This window comes from Streptomyces sp. R28, assembly GCF_041052385.1.
Taxonomy (GTDB): Bacteria; Actinomycetota; Actinomycetes; order Streptomycetales; family Streptomycetaceae; genus Streptomyces.
Genome location: NZ_CP163439.1, coordinates 2,662,401 through 2,679,102 on the forward strand (window position 1 = coordinate 2,662,401; position 16,702 = coordinate 2,679,102).

At 70.0% G+C, this 16,702-nt stretch carries 13 protein-coding genes; 8 read left to right on the forward strand and 5 right to left on the reverse strand.

Features of this window, described 5'->3' with window-relative positions:
- Positions 1-25: 25 nt before the first annotated feature.
- The 4 genes from whiA to uvrC are packed head-to-tail and all read right to left on the reverse strand — an operon-like array spanning position 26 to position 5,227.
- Positions 26-1,015, reverse strand: a complete 990-nt coding sequence (gene whiA, locus AB5J49_RS11685; protein ID WP_345009985.1) for a DNA-binding protein WhiA — start codon at positions 1,013-1,015, stop codon at positions 26-28.
- On the reverse strand, positions 1,006-2,073 hold the full coding sequence (gene yvcK, locus AB5J49_RS11690) for a uridine diphosphate-N-acetylglucosamine-binding protein YvcK (protein WP_274238115.1): 1,068 nt from the start codon (positions 2,071-2,073) through the stop codon (positions 1,006-1,008). Before yvcK ends, whiA begins: the two co-directional genes overlap by 10 nt.
- Positions 2,070-3,086 carry an RNase adapter RapZ gene (gene rapZ / locus AB5J49_RS11695; protein ID WP_369168510.1) on the reverse strand — a complete coding sequence of 339 codons (1,017 nt, stop codon included), beginning with the start codon at positions 3,084-3,086 and terminating at the stop codon, positions 2,070-2,072. Before rapZ ends, yvcK begins: the two co-directional genes overlap by 4 nt.
- Positions 3,083-5,227, reverse strand: coding sequence for an excinuclease ABC subunit UvrC (uvrC, locus tag AB5J49_RS11700; RefSeq protein WP_369168511.1), 2,145 nt, complete (start codon positions 5,225-5,227; stop codon positions 3,083-3,085). The genes rapZ and uvrC overlap by 4 nt, the downstream gene beginning before the upstream one ends.
- 239 nt (positions 5,228-5,466) lie before the next feature.
- Here uvrC and AB5J49_RS11705 point away from each other — a divergent pair, with 239 nt between their 5' ends.
- The 4 genes from AB5J49_RS11705 to AB5J49_RS11720 all read left to right on the forward strand — a co-directional run bounded on the left by AB5J49_RS11705 (position 5,467) and on the right by AB5J49_RS11720 (position 9,792).
- Positions 5,467-5,640, forward strand: a complete 174-nt coding sequence (locus tag AB5J49_RS11705) for a hypothetical protein (RefSeq protein ID WP_369168513.1) — start codon at positions 5,467-5,469, stop codon at positions 5,638-5,640.
- Positions 5,641-6,348: 708 nt separating this feature from the next.
- Positions 6,349-7,299 (forward strand): hypothetical protein, encoded by a 951-nt coding sequence (locus AB5J49_RS11710; RefSeq protein ID WP_369168514.1) that lies wholly within the window; start codon positions 6,349-6,351, stop codon positions 7,297-7,299.
- 358 nt (positions 7,300-7,657) lie between these two features.
- Positions 7,658-8,824, forward strand: a complete 1,167-nt coding sequence (locus tag AB5J49_RS11715) for a LacI family DNA-binding transcriptional regulator (RefSeq protein ID WP_369168515.1) — start codon at positions 7,658-7,660, stop codon at positions 8,822-8,824.
- On the forward strand, positions 8,821-9,792 hold the full coding sequence (locus AB5J49_RS11720; protein WP_369168517.1) for a carbohydrate kinase: 972 nt from the start codon (positions 8,821-8,823) through the stop codon (positions 9,790-9,792). Before AB5J49_RS11715 ends, AB5J49_RS11720 begins: the two co-directional genes overlap by 4 nt.
- Before the next feature lie 93 nt (positions 9,793-9,885).
- On the opposite strand, the gene uvrA is transcribed toward AB5J49_RS11720, so the two are convergent.
- Entirely contained in the window at positions 9,886-12,933 is a 3,048-nt protein-coding gene (uvrA, locus tag AB5J49_RS11725; RefSeq protein WP_369168518.1) for an excinuclease ABC subunit UvrA, read from the reverse strand.
- Between the two features lie 223 nt (positions 12,934-13,156).
- Between uvrA and AB5J49_RS11730 the strand changes: the two genes are divergently transcribed.
- The 4 genes from AB5J49_RS11730 to AB5J49_RS11745 all read left to right on the forward strand — a co-directional run bounded on the left by AB5J49_RS11730 (position 13,157) and on the right by AB5J49_RS11745 (position 16,691).
- Positions 13,157-13,843 carry a maleylpyruvate isomerase family mycothiol-dependent enzyme gene (locus tag AB5J49_RS11730; RefSeq protein WP_369168519.1) on the forward strand — a complete coding sequence of 229 codons (687 nt, stop codon included), beginning with the start codon at positions 13,157-13,159 and terminating at the stop codon, positions 13,841-13,843.
- A 45-nt stretch (positions 13,844-13,888) separates the two neighbouring features.
- Positions 13,889-14,545: an MBL fold metallo-hydrolase gene (locus AB5J49_RS11735; RefSeq protein ID WP_369168520.1), complete on the forward strand. Its 657-nt coding sequence runs from the start codon at positions 13,889-13,891 to the stop codon at positions 14,543-14,545.
- A 344-nt stretch (positions 14,546-14,889) separates the two neighbouring features.
- Positions 14,890-15,774, forward strand: coding sequence for an ABC transporter substrate-binding protein (locus tag AB5J49_RS11740; protein ID WP_369168521.1), 885 nt, complete (start codon positions 14,890-14,892; stop codon positions 15,772-15,774).
- A complete protein-coding gene (locus AB5J49_RS11745) occupies positions 15,771-16,691 on the forward strand; it encodes an amino acid ABC transporter permease (RefSeq protein ID WP_369168522.1) in 921 nt (306 codons plus the stop codon). Before AB5J49_RS11740 ends, AB5J49_RS11745 begins: the two co-directional genes overlap by 4 nt.
- Positions 16,692-16,702 lie beyond the last annotated feature (11 nt).

Genomic DNA, 16,702 nt, shown 5'->3' on the forward strand with positions numbered 1-16,702 from the left:
ACCGGAAGGTTGACGATCTTTCACATCAGCCCACGAGGTTGTCCGCCAGCTCCTCGGAGAGGTTGGCCTCCGTGCCAGGAATGCCGAGGTCCTGGGCCCGCTTGTCGGCCATGGCCAGCAGCCGACGGATACGGCCGGCGACGGCGTCCTTGGTCAGCGGCGGGTCGGCGAGCGCGCCCAGCTCTTCGAGGGAGGCCTGCTTGTGCTCCATGCGCAGGCGTCCGGCGGCGGCGAGATGCTCGGGGACCTCGTCGGCGAGGATCTCCAGGGCGCGCTGTACCCGGGCGCCGGCGGCGACGGCCGCGCGCGCGGAGCGGCGGAGGTTGGCGTCGTCGAAGTTGGCGAGCCGGTTCGCCGTGGCGCGCACCTCGCGACGCATCCGGCGCTCCTCCCAGGCCAGCACGGACTCGTGCGCCCCGAGCCGGGTCAGCAGGGCACCGATCGCGTCGCCGTCCCGGACGACCACACGGTCCACGCCGCGCACCTCGCGGGCCTTGGCGGCGATCGACAGCCTGCGGGCCGCGCCGACCAGGGCGAGCGCCGCCTCGGGACCTGGGCAGGTCACCTCCAGGGAGGACGAGCGGCCGGGCTCGGTGAGCGAGCCGTGCGCCAGGAAGGCGCCGCGCCAGGCTGCCTCGGCGTCGCAGGTGGCCCCGGAGACCACCTGCGGGGGCAGGCCACGGATCGGGCGGCCACGCCCGTCGACCAGGCCGGTCTGGCGGGCAAGCTGGTCACCGCCCGCGACCACCCGCACGACGTAGCGCGAACCGCGGCGCAGCCCGCCCGGCGCCATCACGATCAGCTCGGAGCTGTGGCCGAAGATCTCCAGGATGTCCCGCTTGAGCCGACGGGCCGCCATCGCGGTGTCCAGCTCCGCCTCGATCACAATGCGTCCGCTGACCAGGTGGAGGCCGCCGGCGAACCGCAGAATGGCGGAGACCTCCGCCTTCCTGCAGCAGGTCCGGGTGACGGGGAGCCGGGAGATCTCATCCTTCACCGCTGCCGTCATCGCCATGGGCCGATCCTTCCATGCATCCGAAAAATACGGTCGTACGCGGCGGCGAGGAGCTCCGGGTCGTGCCGGGGCGTCCCATCCGTCCGGGCCACCGGGGCCAGCTCGACCGCAGCACCGAGCCGCTTGGCGGCCTCGGTGAGCACATCCCGGTCGGGCACGGCGGCCTCGTCGGCCAGCACCACGTCCAGGGCGAGTTTAGGGGCGTGTCGTCCCAAAACCTCCAAATGACGCTGCGGGGAGAAGCCTTCGGTTTCTCCCGGCTGCGGAGCGAGGTTCAGGGAGAGTACCCGGCGCGCCTTCGTCTCGGTGAGTGCGTCGAGGAGTTCCGGCACGAGCAGATGCGGGATGACCGAGGAGAACCAGGAGCCCGGGCCGAGCACCACCCAGTCCGCGTCGCGGACTGCGGCGACGGCCTCCGGAACGGCCGGCGGGTCGTGCGGCACGACGTGCACCGACTGCACCTCGCCGGGGGTGAGGGCGACGTTGGCCTGCCCGCGCACGGTGTCGACGGCCTCGGGCAGGTCCGGGTCGTGGCCCTTGACCAGGGCCTGCAGCTCCAGCGGTACGGCGGACATGGGCAGTACGCGCCCGTGCGCGCCGAGCAGCTTGCCGACCAGGTCGAGGGCCTGGACGTGGTCGCCGAGCTGCTCCCACAGGGCGACGATCAGCAGATTGCCGACCGCGTGGTCGTGCAGGTCGCCCTTGGAGTGAAAGCGGTGCTGGATGACGCGGGCCCAGGTCTGGCCCCAGTCGTCGTCGCCGCACAGCGCGGCCAGCGCCTTGCGCAGGTCGCCGGGCGGCAGCACGCCCAGCTCGTCGCGCAGGCGCCCGCTGGAGCCGCCGTCGTCGGCCACGGTGACGACGGCGGTGAGGTCGCCGGTGATCCGGCGCAGCGCGGCGAGCGAGGCGGACAGGCCCATGCCGCCGCCCAGGGCGACGACCTTGGGCTGGGCGCCGCGGCGGCGCGGCCTGGCACCGCGGGCCTCGGCGGGCCGGCCGGCTCGCGACTCGGGCACCGCCCGGCGCAACCTGCTCAGCCGCGGAGTACGTCCCGTCATTCCCGTCCCATGTCCCGGTGTACGACCACCGTCTCCACGCCCTGGGAGGCAAGGCGCGCTGCGAGCTTCTCGGATGTGGCGACCGAGCGGTGCTTGCCGCCGGTGCAGCCGACCGCGATGGTCACGTACCGCTTGCCCTCTCGGCGGTATCCGGCCGCGATGAGCTGGAGCAGCTCGGAGTAGCGGTCGATGAACTCCTTCGCGCCGGGCTGGTTGAAGACGTACGCCGACACCTCCTCGTTGAGGCCGGTGAAGGGGCGCAGCTCCGGGACCCAGTGCGGGTTGGGCAGGAAGCGCATGTCCACGACCAGGTCGGCGTCGACCGGGAGGCCGTACTTGAAGCCGAAGGACATGACCGTCGCCCGCAGCTCGGGCTCCTCCTCGCCGGCGAACTGGGCGTCCATCTTGGCGCGCAGCTCGTGCACGTTGAGGCTGGAGGTGTCGATCACCAGGTCGGCGTCGCCGCGCAGCTCACGCAGCAGCTGGCGCTCGGCGGCGATGCCGTCGACGATGCGGCCGTCGCCCTGCAGGGGGTGCGGCCGACGCACCGACTCGAAGCGGCGCACCAGGGCGTCGTCGGAGGACTCCAGGAAGACGATCCGGCGTGTGACGCCCCGGCTGTCGAGTTCGGAGAGGGACTCGCGGAGGTTGTCGAAGAAGCGCCGGCCACGGACGTCGACGACCACCGCGATCCGCGCCACGTTGCCCTGGGAGCGGGCGCCGAGCTCCACCATGGTGGGGATCAGCGCGGGCGGGAGGTTGTCGACGACGAACCAGCCGAGGTCCTCCAGACACTTGGCGGCCGTAGAGCGGCCGGCCCCGGACATGCCGGAGATGATCACCAGCTCGGGGATGGCCGCTTCGGGGACCCCGGCTGTCTCGATGCCCGTACTCACCTGTGCTCCGTCTTCCTGGCGTGCGTCCTGCTGGGTGAGATCCTCGCCGGTCTTGTTGTGGGTTTCCTGAGCTTCTTGATCTCGCTCACCTGTGGGCTGTGTGTCGTTCTCGCTCATCTCTCCTGCCCCCGTCGTTCGTCCGGGGCGCCCGCGGACACGGGCTCCCCCGAGGTCTCCGCCGTCGTATCGGATTCCTCGTCTTCCATGATCTCTCCAGTCGCCGTGTTCACGGCGGGTGCGGCCGGAGCCGCCTGGGCGAGGGCCACGGCGATCGTCTCGGCCGTCTTACGACCTATACCTGGAACCTCACAGATCTGGTCGATTGTCGCGGATCGCAGCTTCTTCACCGAACCGAAGTGCTTGATCAGCGCCTGCTTGCGAGTCTCACCGAGGCCGGGGACGTCGTCCAACGGGCTCGACCGGAAACGCTTGGCGCGCTTGGCACGCTGGTAGGTGATCGCGAAGCGGTGGGCCTCGTCCCGGACGCGCTGGAGCAGATAGAGGCCCTCGCTGGTGCGGGGCAGCACGACCGGGTCGCCCTCGCCGGGCAGCCAGACCTCCTCCAGGCGCTTGGCGAGGCCGCAGACGGCGATGTCGTCGATACCGAGATCGTCCAGAGCCCGCTGGGCGGCCGCGACCTGCGGCTGCCCGCCGTCGACGACGACGAGCTGGGGCGGGTAGGCGAAGCGCTTGGGGCGGCCGTCGTCGTCCTTGAGGCCATTGGCGAGGGGGACGGACGAGGCGTCGGCGAGCGGGGCGGACGAAGTGCCGGTGAGGGGATCGGAGGCGGTGTCGGTGTCGGTGTCGGTGTCGGTGTCGGTGAGGGTGTTCTCGCCGTCGGCCCACTCGCCCGTCTTCTCCTTCTCGGCGAGGTAGCGCTTGAAGCGGCGGGTGATCACCTCGTGCATGGAGCGGACGTCGTCCTGGCCCTCGAAGCCCTTGATCTGGAAGCGGCGGTACTCGCTCTTGCGCTGCAGCCCGTCCTCGAAGACGACCATGGAGGCCACGACGTCGTCGCCCTGGAGGTGCGAGATGTCGTAGCACTCGATCCTGAGCGGGGCGCTGTCCAGGTCGAGGGCCTCGGCGATCTCCTCCAGGGCACGCGAGCGCGTGGTCAGGTCGGAGGCACGCTTGGTCTTGTGCAGGACGAGCGCCTGCTGGGCGTTGCGCTCGACGGTCTCCATCAGGGCACGCTTGTCGCCGCGCTGGGGGATGCGCAGCGAGACGTTGGCCCCACGGCGCACCGACAGCCACTCCTGCACAGGCTCCACCGGGTCGGGCAGGGCCGGGACCAGGACCTCCTTGGGCACCGCGTCCCCGGTCTCCTCGCCGTAGAGCTGCTGCAGGGCGTGCTCGACGAGGGCGCCGGTGGTGATCTCCTCGACCTTGTCGGTGACCCAGCCGCGCTGGCCGCGCACCCGGCCGCCGCGGACGTGGAAGATCTGCACGGCCGCCTCCAGCTCGTCCTCCGCGACCGCGATGAGGTCGGCGTCGGTCGCGTCGGCGAGCACGACCGCGTTCTTCTCCATGGCCTTCTTCAGGGCCTCGATGTCGTCGCGCAGGCGGGCGGCCCGCTCGTACTCCATCTCGTCGGCCGCCTCCACCATCTGCTTCTCCAGGCGGCGCAGATACGTGCCCGTGCGGCCGGTCATGAAGTCGCAGAACTCGTCGGCCAGTTCAAGGTGCTCCTCGGCGGAGACGCGGTCCACGCAAGGGGCGGAGCATTTGCCGATGTAGCCGAGCAGGCAGGGTCGGCCGGTGCGGCGGGCGTTCTTGAAGACGCCGGCCGAGCAGGTCCGCACCGGGAAGACGCGCAGCAGGAGGTCGACGGTGTCACGGATCGCCCACGCGTGCGCGTACGGCCCGAAATACCTGACGCCCTTCTTCTTGTGACCGCGCATCACCTGCACCCGCGGGAACTCCTCGTTCATCGTCACCGCGAGGTACGGGTAGCTCTTGTCGTCGCGGTACTTGACGTTGAACCGGGGGTCGTACTCCTTGATCCAGGAGTACTCCAGCTGCAGGGCCTCGACCTCTGTGGACACCACGGTCCACTCCACGGACGCGGCCGTGGTGACCATCGTGCGGGTGCGCGGGTGCAGGCCCGACAGGTCCTGGAAGTAGTTCGCCAGGCGCTGGCGCAGGCTCTTCGCCTTTCCGACGTAGATCACCCGGCGGTGCTCGTCACGGAACCTGTACACCCCGGGAGAGTCCGGGATCTGTCCCGGCTTGGGGCGGTAGCTGGAGGGATCGGCCATGTCTCACACCCTACTGGCGAGCGCTGACACTCCGACGGGGCTGTGGACAACGCCGGAGGGTCCGGGTTCAGCGTCCACGCCCCAGGCCCCGTCGGGCGGTGGCGCCCCGGATTCCAGCACGTGGCGGGCGACCCGCAGCGCCTCTGCGAGCGGCACCGTGTCCGCGTCCGGGTACTCGTCACACTGCCCATTCGTGAGCACGTAAACCCCCTCTGTGCCCCTCCATCTCGGGATGGACGGTGTGCGCGCCGGGGTCGTCCTCGTCGTCCTCGTCGTTCAGCAGCATCACCACCGCGCACCCGGCGTTGCTCACCACCGCCGGACGACGCCCCGAGGAGCTGGTCAGGCACCTCACGGACGGGCGGCGTGACCTCGGCTTCACGCTGGTCGCCGCGGCCCTGTCCGCGTTCTAGCCGGCCACCGGAGATCCGGTCCCGCAGCGAACGGACCACCTCCTCGGCCGTCACGGGCCCGGCATCGTCGTCGCTGCACTCCGGGAGTCGGAGTTTGCCCAGGATGCTTCGGAGTTTGCCCAGGATGCTGCGGGCGCACTATTCGACGGTGCCCTCAGTGACACACAGGCGGCGGCCCATGCCTGCCTGGGAGGCGGACCTTGTGCCCGCTCGCCAGGAGCTCCAGGGCCTCCTGACCTCGACGAACGCCGACAGCGCGAGGATCCGGGGGCTAGGTGGCGCTCGTGGATCGTGCGGGCGCCTTGGAGCCCCCCCGCGGAGTGGTCGGGCGGCACCGGCTTCTCCTGCGTGATCATCCCTATCTCCACACACTCCCTGGAGTACTTCCAAGAGCTTGTCGCCACCGGGCCGGCCCGCGGCTGCCTGCACAAATCGGCTCTTTCCGCGCACGCCGTCAGGGAGGTACTGGGCAACACGAGGACGTGCACGACGACTTGAGGCGAACGCATCGCGACTCGGCCAGGATTGCCCACTGTTGGGCATCAGGTGTTGTCGGGACTTGGTCAACACGCTTCAATGCGGGGGAACTCGGGGCCGTGAACGACGGCGTACGGATGTGAAGCCCCCTGCCGCGCCGACGGGGTGGCCCCGAGCAGCAGCGCGAACGGTCTGACCACCCGTTGTGAACAACCACAGAAAGGCCCCTGCATGCCGCACGCCACACAGCACGCGGACACCCCCGCCACCGCGGAACTGGACACGGCCCTGCGAGGGGGCCCATTCCACGCCGCCCTGCGCGCCGCGATAGCCGCCCGGGGACTGCCGCTGCAGCGCGTGCAGCATCATCTGTCCCGTCGCGGCGTGAAGGTCGGCGTCACCAGCCTGAGCTACTGGCAGCAGGGCGCCCGCCGGCCACAGCGCCCCGAGTCACTGCGCGCGGTACGGGCCCTGGAGGAGATCCTCCAGCTGCCGGAGGAGTCCCTGATCAGGCTGCTCGCCGAAGCGGACGGCCACTCCGCCCTCCAACGGCCCGCGGTCCGCTCGTACCGCTCCCTGGTGGAGGCCTCGGGCGTCCTGGAACAACTGCTGGCCGAGCTGGACTGTCCGGTCGACGGCGGTCTGCACACCCTCGCCCACCACGAGCGGGTGCTGATCGGGCCGCACCGCGAGCTGGCGGGGCGCGAGTCGCACCACATCGTGCGCGCCCACAAGGACGGCGTGGACCGCTTCGTCGCCGTCCACCACGGTGACCCGGGATGCGCGCCGGAGCGCATCACGGTGCACGCGCTGGAGAACTGCCGCACGGGACGGGTCCGTTGGCACCACGACACCGGTGTCCTCGTGGCCGAGCTGCTCTTCGGCACCCGTCTACGGGCCGGCGACACCTACCTCTTCCGCTACGGCGTCGAGGACGGCACGGCCGACGTGTCCCGCGAGTACGCCCGCGGTTTCCCGTTCGCGGGCGGCCAGTACGCCCTGCAGGTCCGCTTCGCCGAGAACGCCCTCCCGGTCCGCTGTCACCGGTTCGCGCAGCACTCGGCGGCAGCGCCCCGCAGCGGCCGTCAGGGACTGGCCTTCAGTGGGCTGCACCGTTCCGTCCACCTTGTCGAGCCACGGGTGCGGACCGGGATCGTGGGCATCGGGTGGGAGTGGGAGTGAGCCGCCGCTTTGAACTGTCCCGGCCTCGACGGACGGCCACGTTCTGATCCGGCCGGGCCGCCCACCACGATCTGAAACCGGCCGGCCCGACCCCCACATTTCCGGAACCGGCCCGGACCGACCGCCACATTCTGAAACCGGCAGGGCTGGCTGACCACCACGTTCCTCATCGGTCCGGACGACAGCCAGCTTCTGATCCCGGGATGGCCGACATCGCCCTCGGCAAGGTCGGGAAGGGGACGTAAACGATTGCGCAAGCGTTTACGTCCGGCCCCGAATGAGATAACTTCCCGGCGAGAAGACCCACGGCGGCCCGGCGAGAGGCCCGCGGCACAGGCAGAACCGGGAGGGGATCTCGATGGCAACCATGGCCGACGTCGCGCGCAGCGCCGGTGTGTCCGTGGCGACCGTCTCGCATGTGCTGAACGGCACCCGGCCGGTGCTGCCCCACACGCGCCAGGCGGTGCTGGACGCCATGGACGAGCTGGGCTACACGCCCAACACCCTCGCCCGTTCCCTGGTGACTTCCCGCACCCGGTCCATAGGGCTCGCGGTGTCGGCGATCAGCAACCCGTACTTCACGGAGATACTCCAGGGCGTCGAGGCCGCTGCTCTGGAACACGGCTACAGCCTGCTCATCGCCGACCCGCATGACGATCCGGTGCATGAACGCAAGGTCGTCCAGCTCCTGCACGAACGCCGCGTGGACGGCATGATCGTCGCGCCCTCCGCGGACCCGCGCGAGCTCATCGCCTACCTCGGGCGCCACAACGTGCCGACCGTTCTCCTCGACCGCGTGGTCGACACCACGACCGACGGCTCACCGCACTTCGACCAGGTCTGCGCCGACAGCGCCGAACCCGTGGCCCGGCTCGTCACTCATCTCGCCGACCTCGGCCACCAGCGGATCGCCCTGGTCGCCGGCCTGCCCGGACTCAGCACCACCGGCGAGCGGCTCGACGGATACCGGGACGGCCTGGCGGCCGCCGGGCTCGCCTTCGACGAACACCTCGTCGTGCACGGCGACTCCGAGTCGGCCGGCGCCGAACAGGCCACCGCCGCACTGCTGTCGCTCGCCTCGCCGCCCACCGCACTCGTCACCGCCAACAACGCGATGACGATCGGTGCCCTGCGCGCCCTGCGCGACCGCGGTCTGTCCGTGCCCGACGACATCGCGCTGTGCTGCTTCGACGACTTCGCCTGGGCCGACCTGTTCTCACCCCGGCTCACCGCGATAGCCCAGCCCAGCAGGGACATCGGCGCCCACGCGGTCCGTGTGCTGCTGGACCGGCTCGCCTCGCCGGACCGGGCCGCCCGGACGGTGCGTCTCCCTTGCACCTTCGTGCATCGCACCTCGTGCGGGTGTGCCGAACAGCCTCGGGGGTCCGGGACATCCGCGAATCCCGAGATACCTGAGGTGCGCGGAATACCCGCCAGGCCCGGGGACCCCGAGGGCACCGCCAAGCGCCTGCCATCCGACAGCCCCCAACAACCCCTGACGTCCGTGAAAGGAACCGTCTCGTGATCGTCGTCGCCGGTGAGGCTCTGATCGACCTGGTCCCGCAGGGCACGGGCGCCCTCGCGGGCCTGAAGCCGGCGCTCGGCGGCGGGCCCTACAACACCGCCGTGGCCCTCGGTCGCCTCGGCTCCCCCACCGCCTTCTGCTCCCGCACCTCCTACGACGCCTTCGGGGACACCCTGCTCGACGGGCTACGGGAAGCCGGGGTGGACGTATCGGCCGTGCAGCGCGGTGTGGAGCCCACCACCCTCGCGGTCGCCACCATCGACGCGAAGGGCTCGGCCGCCTACTCCTTCTACGTCGAGGGCACCGCCGACCGGCTCTTCACAGCACCCTCCGAACTGCCCGCGGCGACCCGCGCCGTGTCCTTCGGTACCTGCTCGCTCGTCCTGGAGCCGGGGGCGAGCGCCTATGAGGAGCTGATGCGGAACGCGGCCGCGCAAGGGGTGTTCACCGCGCTCGACCCGAACATCCGGGCCGGACTGATCCCGGACCCGGACGGTTACCGGGCCCGATTCAAGAGCTGGTTGCCGTCGGTGTCGCTGCTCAAGCTCTCCGAGGAGGACGCGCTGTGGCTGGGCGGCACCCCGCGCGAGTGGCTGGCCGCGGGGCCTGCGGCCGTCGTGATCACTCAGGGCGGCGACGGGCTGACCGCCTTCACGCGGGACGGCGCAGTGCACGCCGTGGCGGGCGAGGAGGTCGACGTCGTGGACACGATCGGTGCGGGCGACACCGTGAACGCGGCCCTGTTGCACGGTCTGGCCGCCCAGGACGCCCTGTCCGCCGAGGCTCTCGTGGGATTGGGCGCCGACGGCTGGACACGGCTGTTGCGGTTCGCGGCGCGGGCTGCCGCGATCACTTGTTCCCGGGCGGGCGCCGAGCCGCCGTACGCCTCCGAGCTGGGGGACTTCCAGGAGGCGTTCTGTGCCGTTCCACTCTTGAGGAATCAAGGTTCGTCACAGCCGCGGGGATGAAGCGGCTGATCATGCAACGCGCGGCGCCCCGCGGGGAGTTCCCGCGGGGCGCCGCACTTCTCGGGATGTGTAGGGGCTCGTCGTTCGCGAGCCTCAGGCCTTGCGGGCCCGCGTCGTCTTCTTCGCGGGTGCCGCCTTCTTCGTGGCGCCGGCCGCCTTCTTCGTGGCGGTGTTGTTGGCGGCCTTGGTCGTCTTCGCGGTCCTGGCCGTCGCCGTCTTCTTCGCCGTCGATCCCGCCGCGACGGTCTTCTTGGCTGCCGCCTTGCGCGGGGCCTTCACCGAGGCCGCGTCGCTGATCCGGTCGGCGCCGAGGATCTCGCGCAGGAACTTGCCGGTGTGGCTGGTGGGCACTCCGGCGACCTCCTCGGGTGTGCCCTCGGCGATGACGAGGCCACCGCCGGCGCCGCCCTCGGGACCCATGTCCACGACCCAGTCGGCTGTCTTGATCACGTCGAGGTTGTGCTCGATGACGATGACCGTGTTGCCCTTGTCGACCAGGCCTGCCAGGACCTTCAGCAGCTTGCTGATGTCCTCGAAGTGCAGACCGGTGGTCGGCTCGTCGAGGACGTAGACCGTACGGCCGGTGGAGCGCTTCTGCAGTTCGCTGGCGAGCTTCACCCGCTGCGCCTCACCGCCGGACAGGGTGGTCGCGGACTGGCCGAGCCGCACATAGCCGAGACCGACGTCGTTCAGCGTCTTGAGGTGGCGGTTGATCGCCGGGACGGCCTCGAAGAAGTCCATGGCTTCCTCGATCGGCATGTTCAGGACCTCGGAGATGGACTTGCCCTTGTAGTGGACCTCCAGGGTCTCCCGGTTGTACCGGGCGCCGTGGCAGACCTCGCACGGGACGTAGACGTCCGGGAGGAAGTTCATCTCGATCTTGATCGTGCCGTCGCCCGCGCAGTTCTCGCAGCGGCCGCCCTTGACGTTGAAGGAGAAGCGGCCCGGCATGTAGCCACGGACCTTCGCCTCGGTGGTCTCGGCGAACAGCTTGCGAATGTGGTCGAAGACGCCGGTGTACGTCGCCGGGTTCGAGCGCGGGGTGCGGCCGATGGGCGACTGGTCGACGTGCACGACCTTGTCGACGAGGTCGTCACCGTCCACGCGCGTGTGCCGCCCGGGGACGTTGCGCGCGCCGTTGAGCTCTCGGGCCAGGTGCGTGTACAGGATGTCGTTGACCAGCGTCGACTTGCCGGAGCCGGAGACGCCGGTGACCGCGGTGAACAGGCCCAGCGGGAAGGACACGTCGATGTCCTGGAGGTTGTTCTCGCGGGCGCCGTGCACCGTGAGCCGGCGGGACGGGTCCTGCGGGCGCCGGATGTCGGGCAGCGGGATGGACCTCTTGCCGGACAGGTACTGCCCGGTCTGCGACTCGGGGTTGGCGAGCAGCTCCTTCAGGGAGCCGCTGTGCACGACCTTGCCGCCGTGCTCACCGGCGCCGGGGCCGATGTCGACGACCCAGTCGGCGGTCTTGATGGTGTCCTCGTCGTGCTCGACGACGATGAGTGTGTTGCCCATGTCGCGCAGCCGGACGAGGGTCTCGATGAGCCGGTGGTTGTCGCGCTGGTGCAGACCGATGGAGGGCTCGTCGAGGACGTACAGGACGCCGACGAGTCCGGAACCGATCTGGGTGGCCAGGCGGATGCGCTGGGCCTCGCCGCCGGAGAGCGTGCCCGCCGCGCGGTTGAGCGAGAGGTAGTCCAGGCCGACGTCGACCAGGAAGCGCAGCCGCTCGTTGACCTCCTTCAGCACGCGTTCGGCGATCTTCTTGTCGCGGGCGTTGAGCTTCAGCTTGCCCAGGAAGTCCGCGCAGTCGCTGATGGACATCGCGGCGACTTCGGCGATCGACCTCTCCATGATCGTGACCGCGAGGACGATCGGCTTCAGGCGCGTGCCCTCACAGGTGGGGCAGGGCACCTCGCGCATGTAGCCCTCGAAGCGCTCACGGCTGGCGTCGCTCTCGGCCTCGCTGTGCCGGCGCTTCACGAAGGGGACGGCACCCTCGAAGGGCGTGGTGTACACGCGCTCGCGGCCGTACCTGTTCCGGTAGCGGACCTCGATCTGCGTCTTGTGCCCGTGGAGGAGGGCCTTCTTGGCGCGCTGCGGCAGGCCCGCGAAGGGGATGTCCGTCCGGAAGCCGAGCGCGTCGGCGAGGGCACCGATCAGGCGACCGAAGTAGTCCTTGGTGTGCCCGTGCGACCAGGGGTGGATGGCGCCCTCGTCGAGGGACTTGTCCTCGTCCGGGACGATCAGCTCGGGGTCGACCTCCATGCGCGTCCCGATACCGGTGCACTCGGGGCAGGCACCGAAGGGCGAGTTGAAGGAGAAGGAGCGCGGCTCCAGCTCCTCGAAGGAGAGGTCGTCGTACGGGCAGTACAGGTGCTCCGAGTACATGCGCTCGCGCTCGGGGTCGTCCTCGGGGAGGTCGACGAAGTCGAGCACGACCATGCCGCCGGACAGGCCGAGGGCGGTCTCCACGGAGTCGGTGAGGCGGCGCTTGGCGGAGTCCTTCACCGTGAGACGGTCGACGACCACCTCGATGGTGTGCTTCTCCTGCTTCTTCAGCGTCGGCGGGTTGGAGAGCTGGATCGTCTCGCCGTCCACCCGCGCGCGGGAGTAGCCCTTGGTCTGAAGATCGGCGAACAGGTCGACGAACTCGCCCTTGCGCTCACGCACCAGCGGCGACAGCACCTGGAAGCGGCTCCCCTCCGGCAGCTCCAGAACCCTGTCGACGATGGCCTGCGGCGACTGGCGCGAGATCGGGCGGCTGCACTGGGGGCAGTGCGGCTTGCCGATACGCGCGAAGAGCAGACGCAGGTAGTCGTAGACCTCGGTGATGGTGCCGACCGTCGAGCGCGGGTTGCGCGAGGTCGACTTCTGGTCGATGGAGACCGCCGGGGACAGACCTTCGATGAAGTCGACGTCCGGCTTGTCCATCTGGCCGAGGAACTGCCGGGCGTACGACGACAGCGACTCCACGTAGCGCCGCTGCCCCTCGGCGAAGATGGTGTCGAAGGCCAGCGAGGACTTACCCGACCCCGACAGGCCCGTGAAGACGATGAGCGAGTCGCGCGGCAGGTCGAGCGAGACATTCTTCAGGTTGTGCTCGCGCGCGCCACGGACGATGAGACGGTCGGCCACGCCGGTCCGCACCTTTCTTGAGAGAAGTGACAGGGGCGAGGCCCCCGTGCTTCTCAGACTAGGGGGAGCCACTGACAACGCCGGTCGGATTCCCGAATGGGACAACAATCCCGGACCATCCAGCATGCCCGACGCCAAGACCGACCCTATAGCACGTGCATTCGATTTACGGCACTCGTTCACCACCTTCACCCAAAGGTGTGGCGGGGTTAGTGTCAGCACCATGATTGATCACGCTCGTGACCTGGTGTCTGTACGTGAAGCGACGGAACGGCTGCTCACCGCAGCGGCCAAACTGGACAACGCGTCGGTGGCCGAGCCGTCACGGCTCCCCGGCTGGAACCGCGGCCACGTCCTCGCGCACCTCGCGCGTAACGCCGACGCCCTCGTGAACGTCCTCGAAGGGCGTCCCATGTACGTCTCGGGGACGGCTCGGGACGCCGACATCGAGCGGGACGCCCCGCGCCCCCTCGACACGCAGCTCACCGACGTGCGCGACAGCGCGGCCCGCTTCCAGGAGGCGGGGGCGGCACCCGCGGACTGGTCGCGCACCGTGGAGCTGCGCAACGGGGTCACCGACGCGGCGGCCCGGGTGCCGTTCCGGCGCTGGGTCGAGGTGGAGCTGCATCACGTGGATCTCGGGATCGGGTACGAGCTGGAGGATCTGCCGACGGAGTTCGTGGAGCGGGAGATCGACTTCCTCGCCGAGCGGTTCACCGGGCACCCCGATGTGCCGCCGGCCCGTCTCACGGACGGCACGCGCGCGTGGAGCACGGGCCGGGAGGCGGGCACGCCCGAGATCACCGTCACGGGCCCGGCGCCCGACCTGCTCGGCTGGCTCGCCGGACGCCGCGACGGGGCCGGGCTGACCCCAGAGGGCGGCGCGCTGCCGTCGCTCCCCCCGCTGTAGCGCCTGAACCGTCCCTGGACCACACTCCCGCTATAGGCTGCCGCCATGACGTACAGCGGACAGGTGACGGTCGGTGGCCCCGCCGACGTGCACGAGCTCAAGGACCTGATGATCACCAAGATCGCGGTCGGCCCGATGGACAACAACGCCTATCTGCTGCGCTGCCGGGCCACGGACGAGCAACTGCTGATCGACGCCGCCAACGACGCGGACGCATTGCTCGGCATGATCGGTGACGACGGCATCGCGTCCGTCGTCACCACCCACCAGCACGGCGACCACTGGCAGGCGCTCGCCGCGGTCGTCGAGGCCACCGGCGCGCGCACGTACGCCGGCCGGGACGACGCCGACGGCATCCCGGTGCCGACCGACGTCCTGGTCGACGACGGCGACACCATCCGGGTGGGGCACGTGGAGCTCACCGCGCGCCACCTGGTCGGGCACACGCCGGGTTCGATCGCCCTCGTCTACGACGACCCGCACGGACATCCCCATGTGTTCACCGGGGACTGCCTGTTCCCGGGCGGCGTGGGCAACACCCGTAAGGATCCCAAGGCGTTCGCCAGCCTGATCCACGATGTCGAGACGAAGATCTTCGAGGTGCTGCCGGACGAGACCTGGGTCTACCCGGGGCACGGCGACGACACGACGCTGGGCGCGGAACGGCCGCAGCTGCCGGAGTGGCACGCGCGGGGCTGGTGAGCGCGCGAGGTCGGTGAGCGCGGGGCGGTAGGAGCGCGGAGACGGTAAGCGCGGAGATGTGAGTGAGCGCCCCGCGCACGCGCCCCGTGTGAATTGTTCACACGCTCCGGTGCCACGCGCGCGCTCCCGGCGGACGTTGTTGCGCAGTCAACTGGAAGCAGCCCCGCACAGGATGACGGCTCCTGAGCGGTAAGGGCCGCCGGTCTCTCCACCCCCGCCCTCGGCCGGCGGCCCCGGCGGTTGCCAAGGGACCTGTTCACAAAAACGCAACACCCGTTCCCACTATGCGGACAGTTACCGTCGTGACCTCGACAAACACGACGATGTACTGTCAATCTCCCGCCATGCACCTTGCCCCTCGCGCACTGCGCCGCGCCGTCGCCGTCGCAACGACAGCCCTGCTCGCCACCGCTCTCGGCTGCGCTCCGCAGCCGGATGACAAGCCCGCCGACGCACCCTCGGGGTCGGCCGGGAACACCTGCGCCAAGGGCAAGCTGGCCACCCAGACCACCGGCAAGCTGACGATCGCCACCGACGAGCCTGCGTACGAGCCCTGGTTCAAGGACGACAAGCCCGCCAACGGTGAGGGATTCGAGTCGGCGGTCGCGTACGCCGTGGCGAAGCAGCTCGGTTACGACAAGAGCGCCGTCGTCTGGCAGAGCGTGCCGTTCAACAAGGCCTTCGCGCCCGGCGAGAAGACCTTCGACTTCGACATCAACCAGGTGTCGATCAGCGACGAGCGCAAGAAGGCCGTGGACTTCTCCGCCGGCTACTACGACGTCCGCCAGGCCGTCATCGCGCTGAAGGGTACCAAGGCCGCCAAGGCGAAGAGCATCGCGGACCTGAAGGGCCTCAAGCTGGGTGCACAGGTCGGCACCACCAGCCTCGACTACATCGACGACGTGGTGAAGCCGACACAGGAAACCGCCGCGTACGCCAAGAACGACCAGGCCAAGTCCGCGCTGAAGAACGGTCAGGTCGACGCCATCGTCGTCGACCTGCCGACCGCCTTCTACATCACCGCGGCCGAGGTGACGGACGCGACGATCGTCGGGCAGTTCGAGAACCAGGGCGCTGCTCCGGAGCAGTTCGGGCTCGTGCTCGACAAGGGCAGCGCGCTCACCGCGTGCGTGACGGACGCCGTGGACGCCCTGCGCAAGGACGGCACCCTGGACAAGCTCGAGCAGCAGTGGCTGTCGGACGCGGTCGACGCTCCGGTGCTCAAGTGACGGTCACGAAGGAGGAGTCCGGCCAGGAGGGCGCGGACGACAACGGCGGCATGTCCGGCGTGAGCGGCGACGGGTACGTGCCCTCGCAGCGGCGCCTGGACCGCGAGCGCTACAAGCGCGCCCGCGCCCGCCGCGCCACTTCGATCGCTGCCCTCTCCACCCTGGTCACCGGCGTCGTTCTCTACCTGGTCGTGGTCAACGCGCCGGGCTGGCCGCGCACCAAGGAGACGTTCTTCAACGGGCAGTACGCGCGCGAGGCGTTCCCCAAGGTCCTCGAAGGGCTCTGGCTCAACGTCCGGCTGCTGCTGGTCTGCGGTGCGGCCGTGCTGGTCCTCGGGATGCTCATCGCCGTCGCTCGTACGCTGCGCGGCCCGGTGTTCTTCCCTCTACGGGCGCTGGCGGCTGCGTACACGGACTTCTTCCGGGGCCTGCCGCTCATCATTAACCTCATGATCGTCGTGCTCGGCGTCCCCGCGCTGCGGCTGCAGGGCGTGACCGTCGATCCGGTACTGCTGGGCGGTACCGCGCTGACGCTGACGTACTCGGCGTACGTGGCCGAGGTGTTCCGCGCGGGCATCGAGTCCGTCCACCCCTCGCAGCGCGCCGCGGCCCGCTCGCTCGGCCTCACCAACCGGCAGGCACTGCGGCACGTCGTCCTGCCCCAGGCTGTACGCCGTCAGGTGCCGCCCCTGCTGAACGACCTGGTGTCGCTGCAGAAGGACACCGGTCTGGTGTCGATCGGCGGTGCGGTGGACGCCGTACGGGCCGCGGACATCATCGCGGGCCGCAGCCTCAACTACACGCCGTACATCGTCGCGGGTCTGGTCTTCGTGGCGCTGACCATCCCGATGACCCGCTTCACGGACTGGGTGACGGCCCGGATGGACCGCCGACGCGCCCAAGGAGGAGCCCTGTGAGCGACGCACCT

Coding starts and splice junctions, on each gene's coding strand:
- AB5J49_RS11715 (WP_369168515.1), top strand. CDS start 7,658: ATGGCAACCATGGCCGACGTCGCGCGCAGCGCCGGTGTGTCCGTGGCG.
- yvcK (WP_274238115.1), bottom strand. CDS start 2,073: ATGACGGGACGTACTCCGCGGCTGAGCAGGTTGCGCCGGGCGGTGCCC.
- AB5J49_RS11735 (WP_369168520.1), top strand. CDS start 13,889: ATGACGTACAGCGGACAGGTGACGGTCGGTGGCCCCGCCGACGTGCAC.
- AB5J49_RS11710 (WP_369168514.1), top strand. CDS start 6,349: ATGCCGCACGCCACACAGCACGCGGACACCCCCGCCACCGCGGAACTG.
- rapZ (WP_369168510.1), bottom strand. CDS start 3,086: ATGAGCGAGAACGACACACAGCCCACAGGTGAGCGAGATCAAGAAGCT.
- AB5J49_RS11730 (WP_369168519.1), top strand. CDS start 13,157: ATGATTGATCACGCTCGTGACCTGGTGTCTGTACGTGAAGCGACGGAA.
- whiA (WP_345009985.1), bottom strand. CDS start 1,015: ATGGCGATGACGGCAGCGGTGAAGGATGAGATCTCCCGGCTCCCCGTC.
- uvrC (WP_369168511.1), bottom strand. CDS start 5,227: ATGGCCGATCCCTCCAGCTACCGCCCCAAGCCGGGACAGATCCCGGAC.
- AB5J49_RS11740 (WP_369168521.1), top strand. CDS start 14,890: ATGCACCTTGCCCCTCGCGCACTGCGCCGCGCCGTCGCCGTCGCAACG.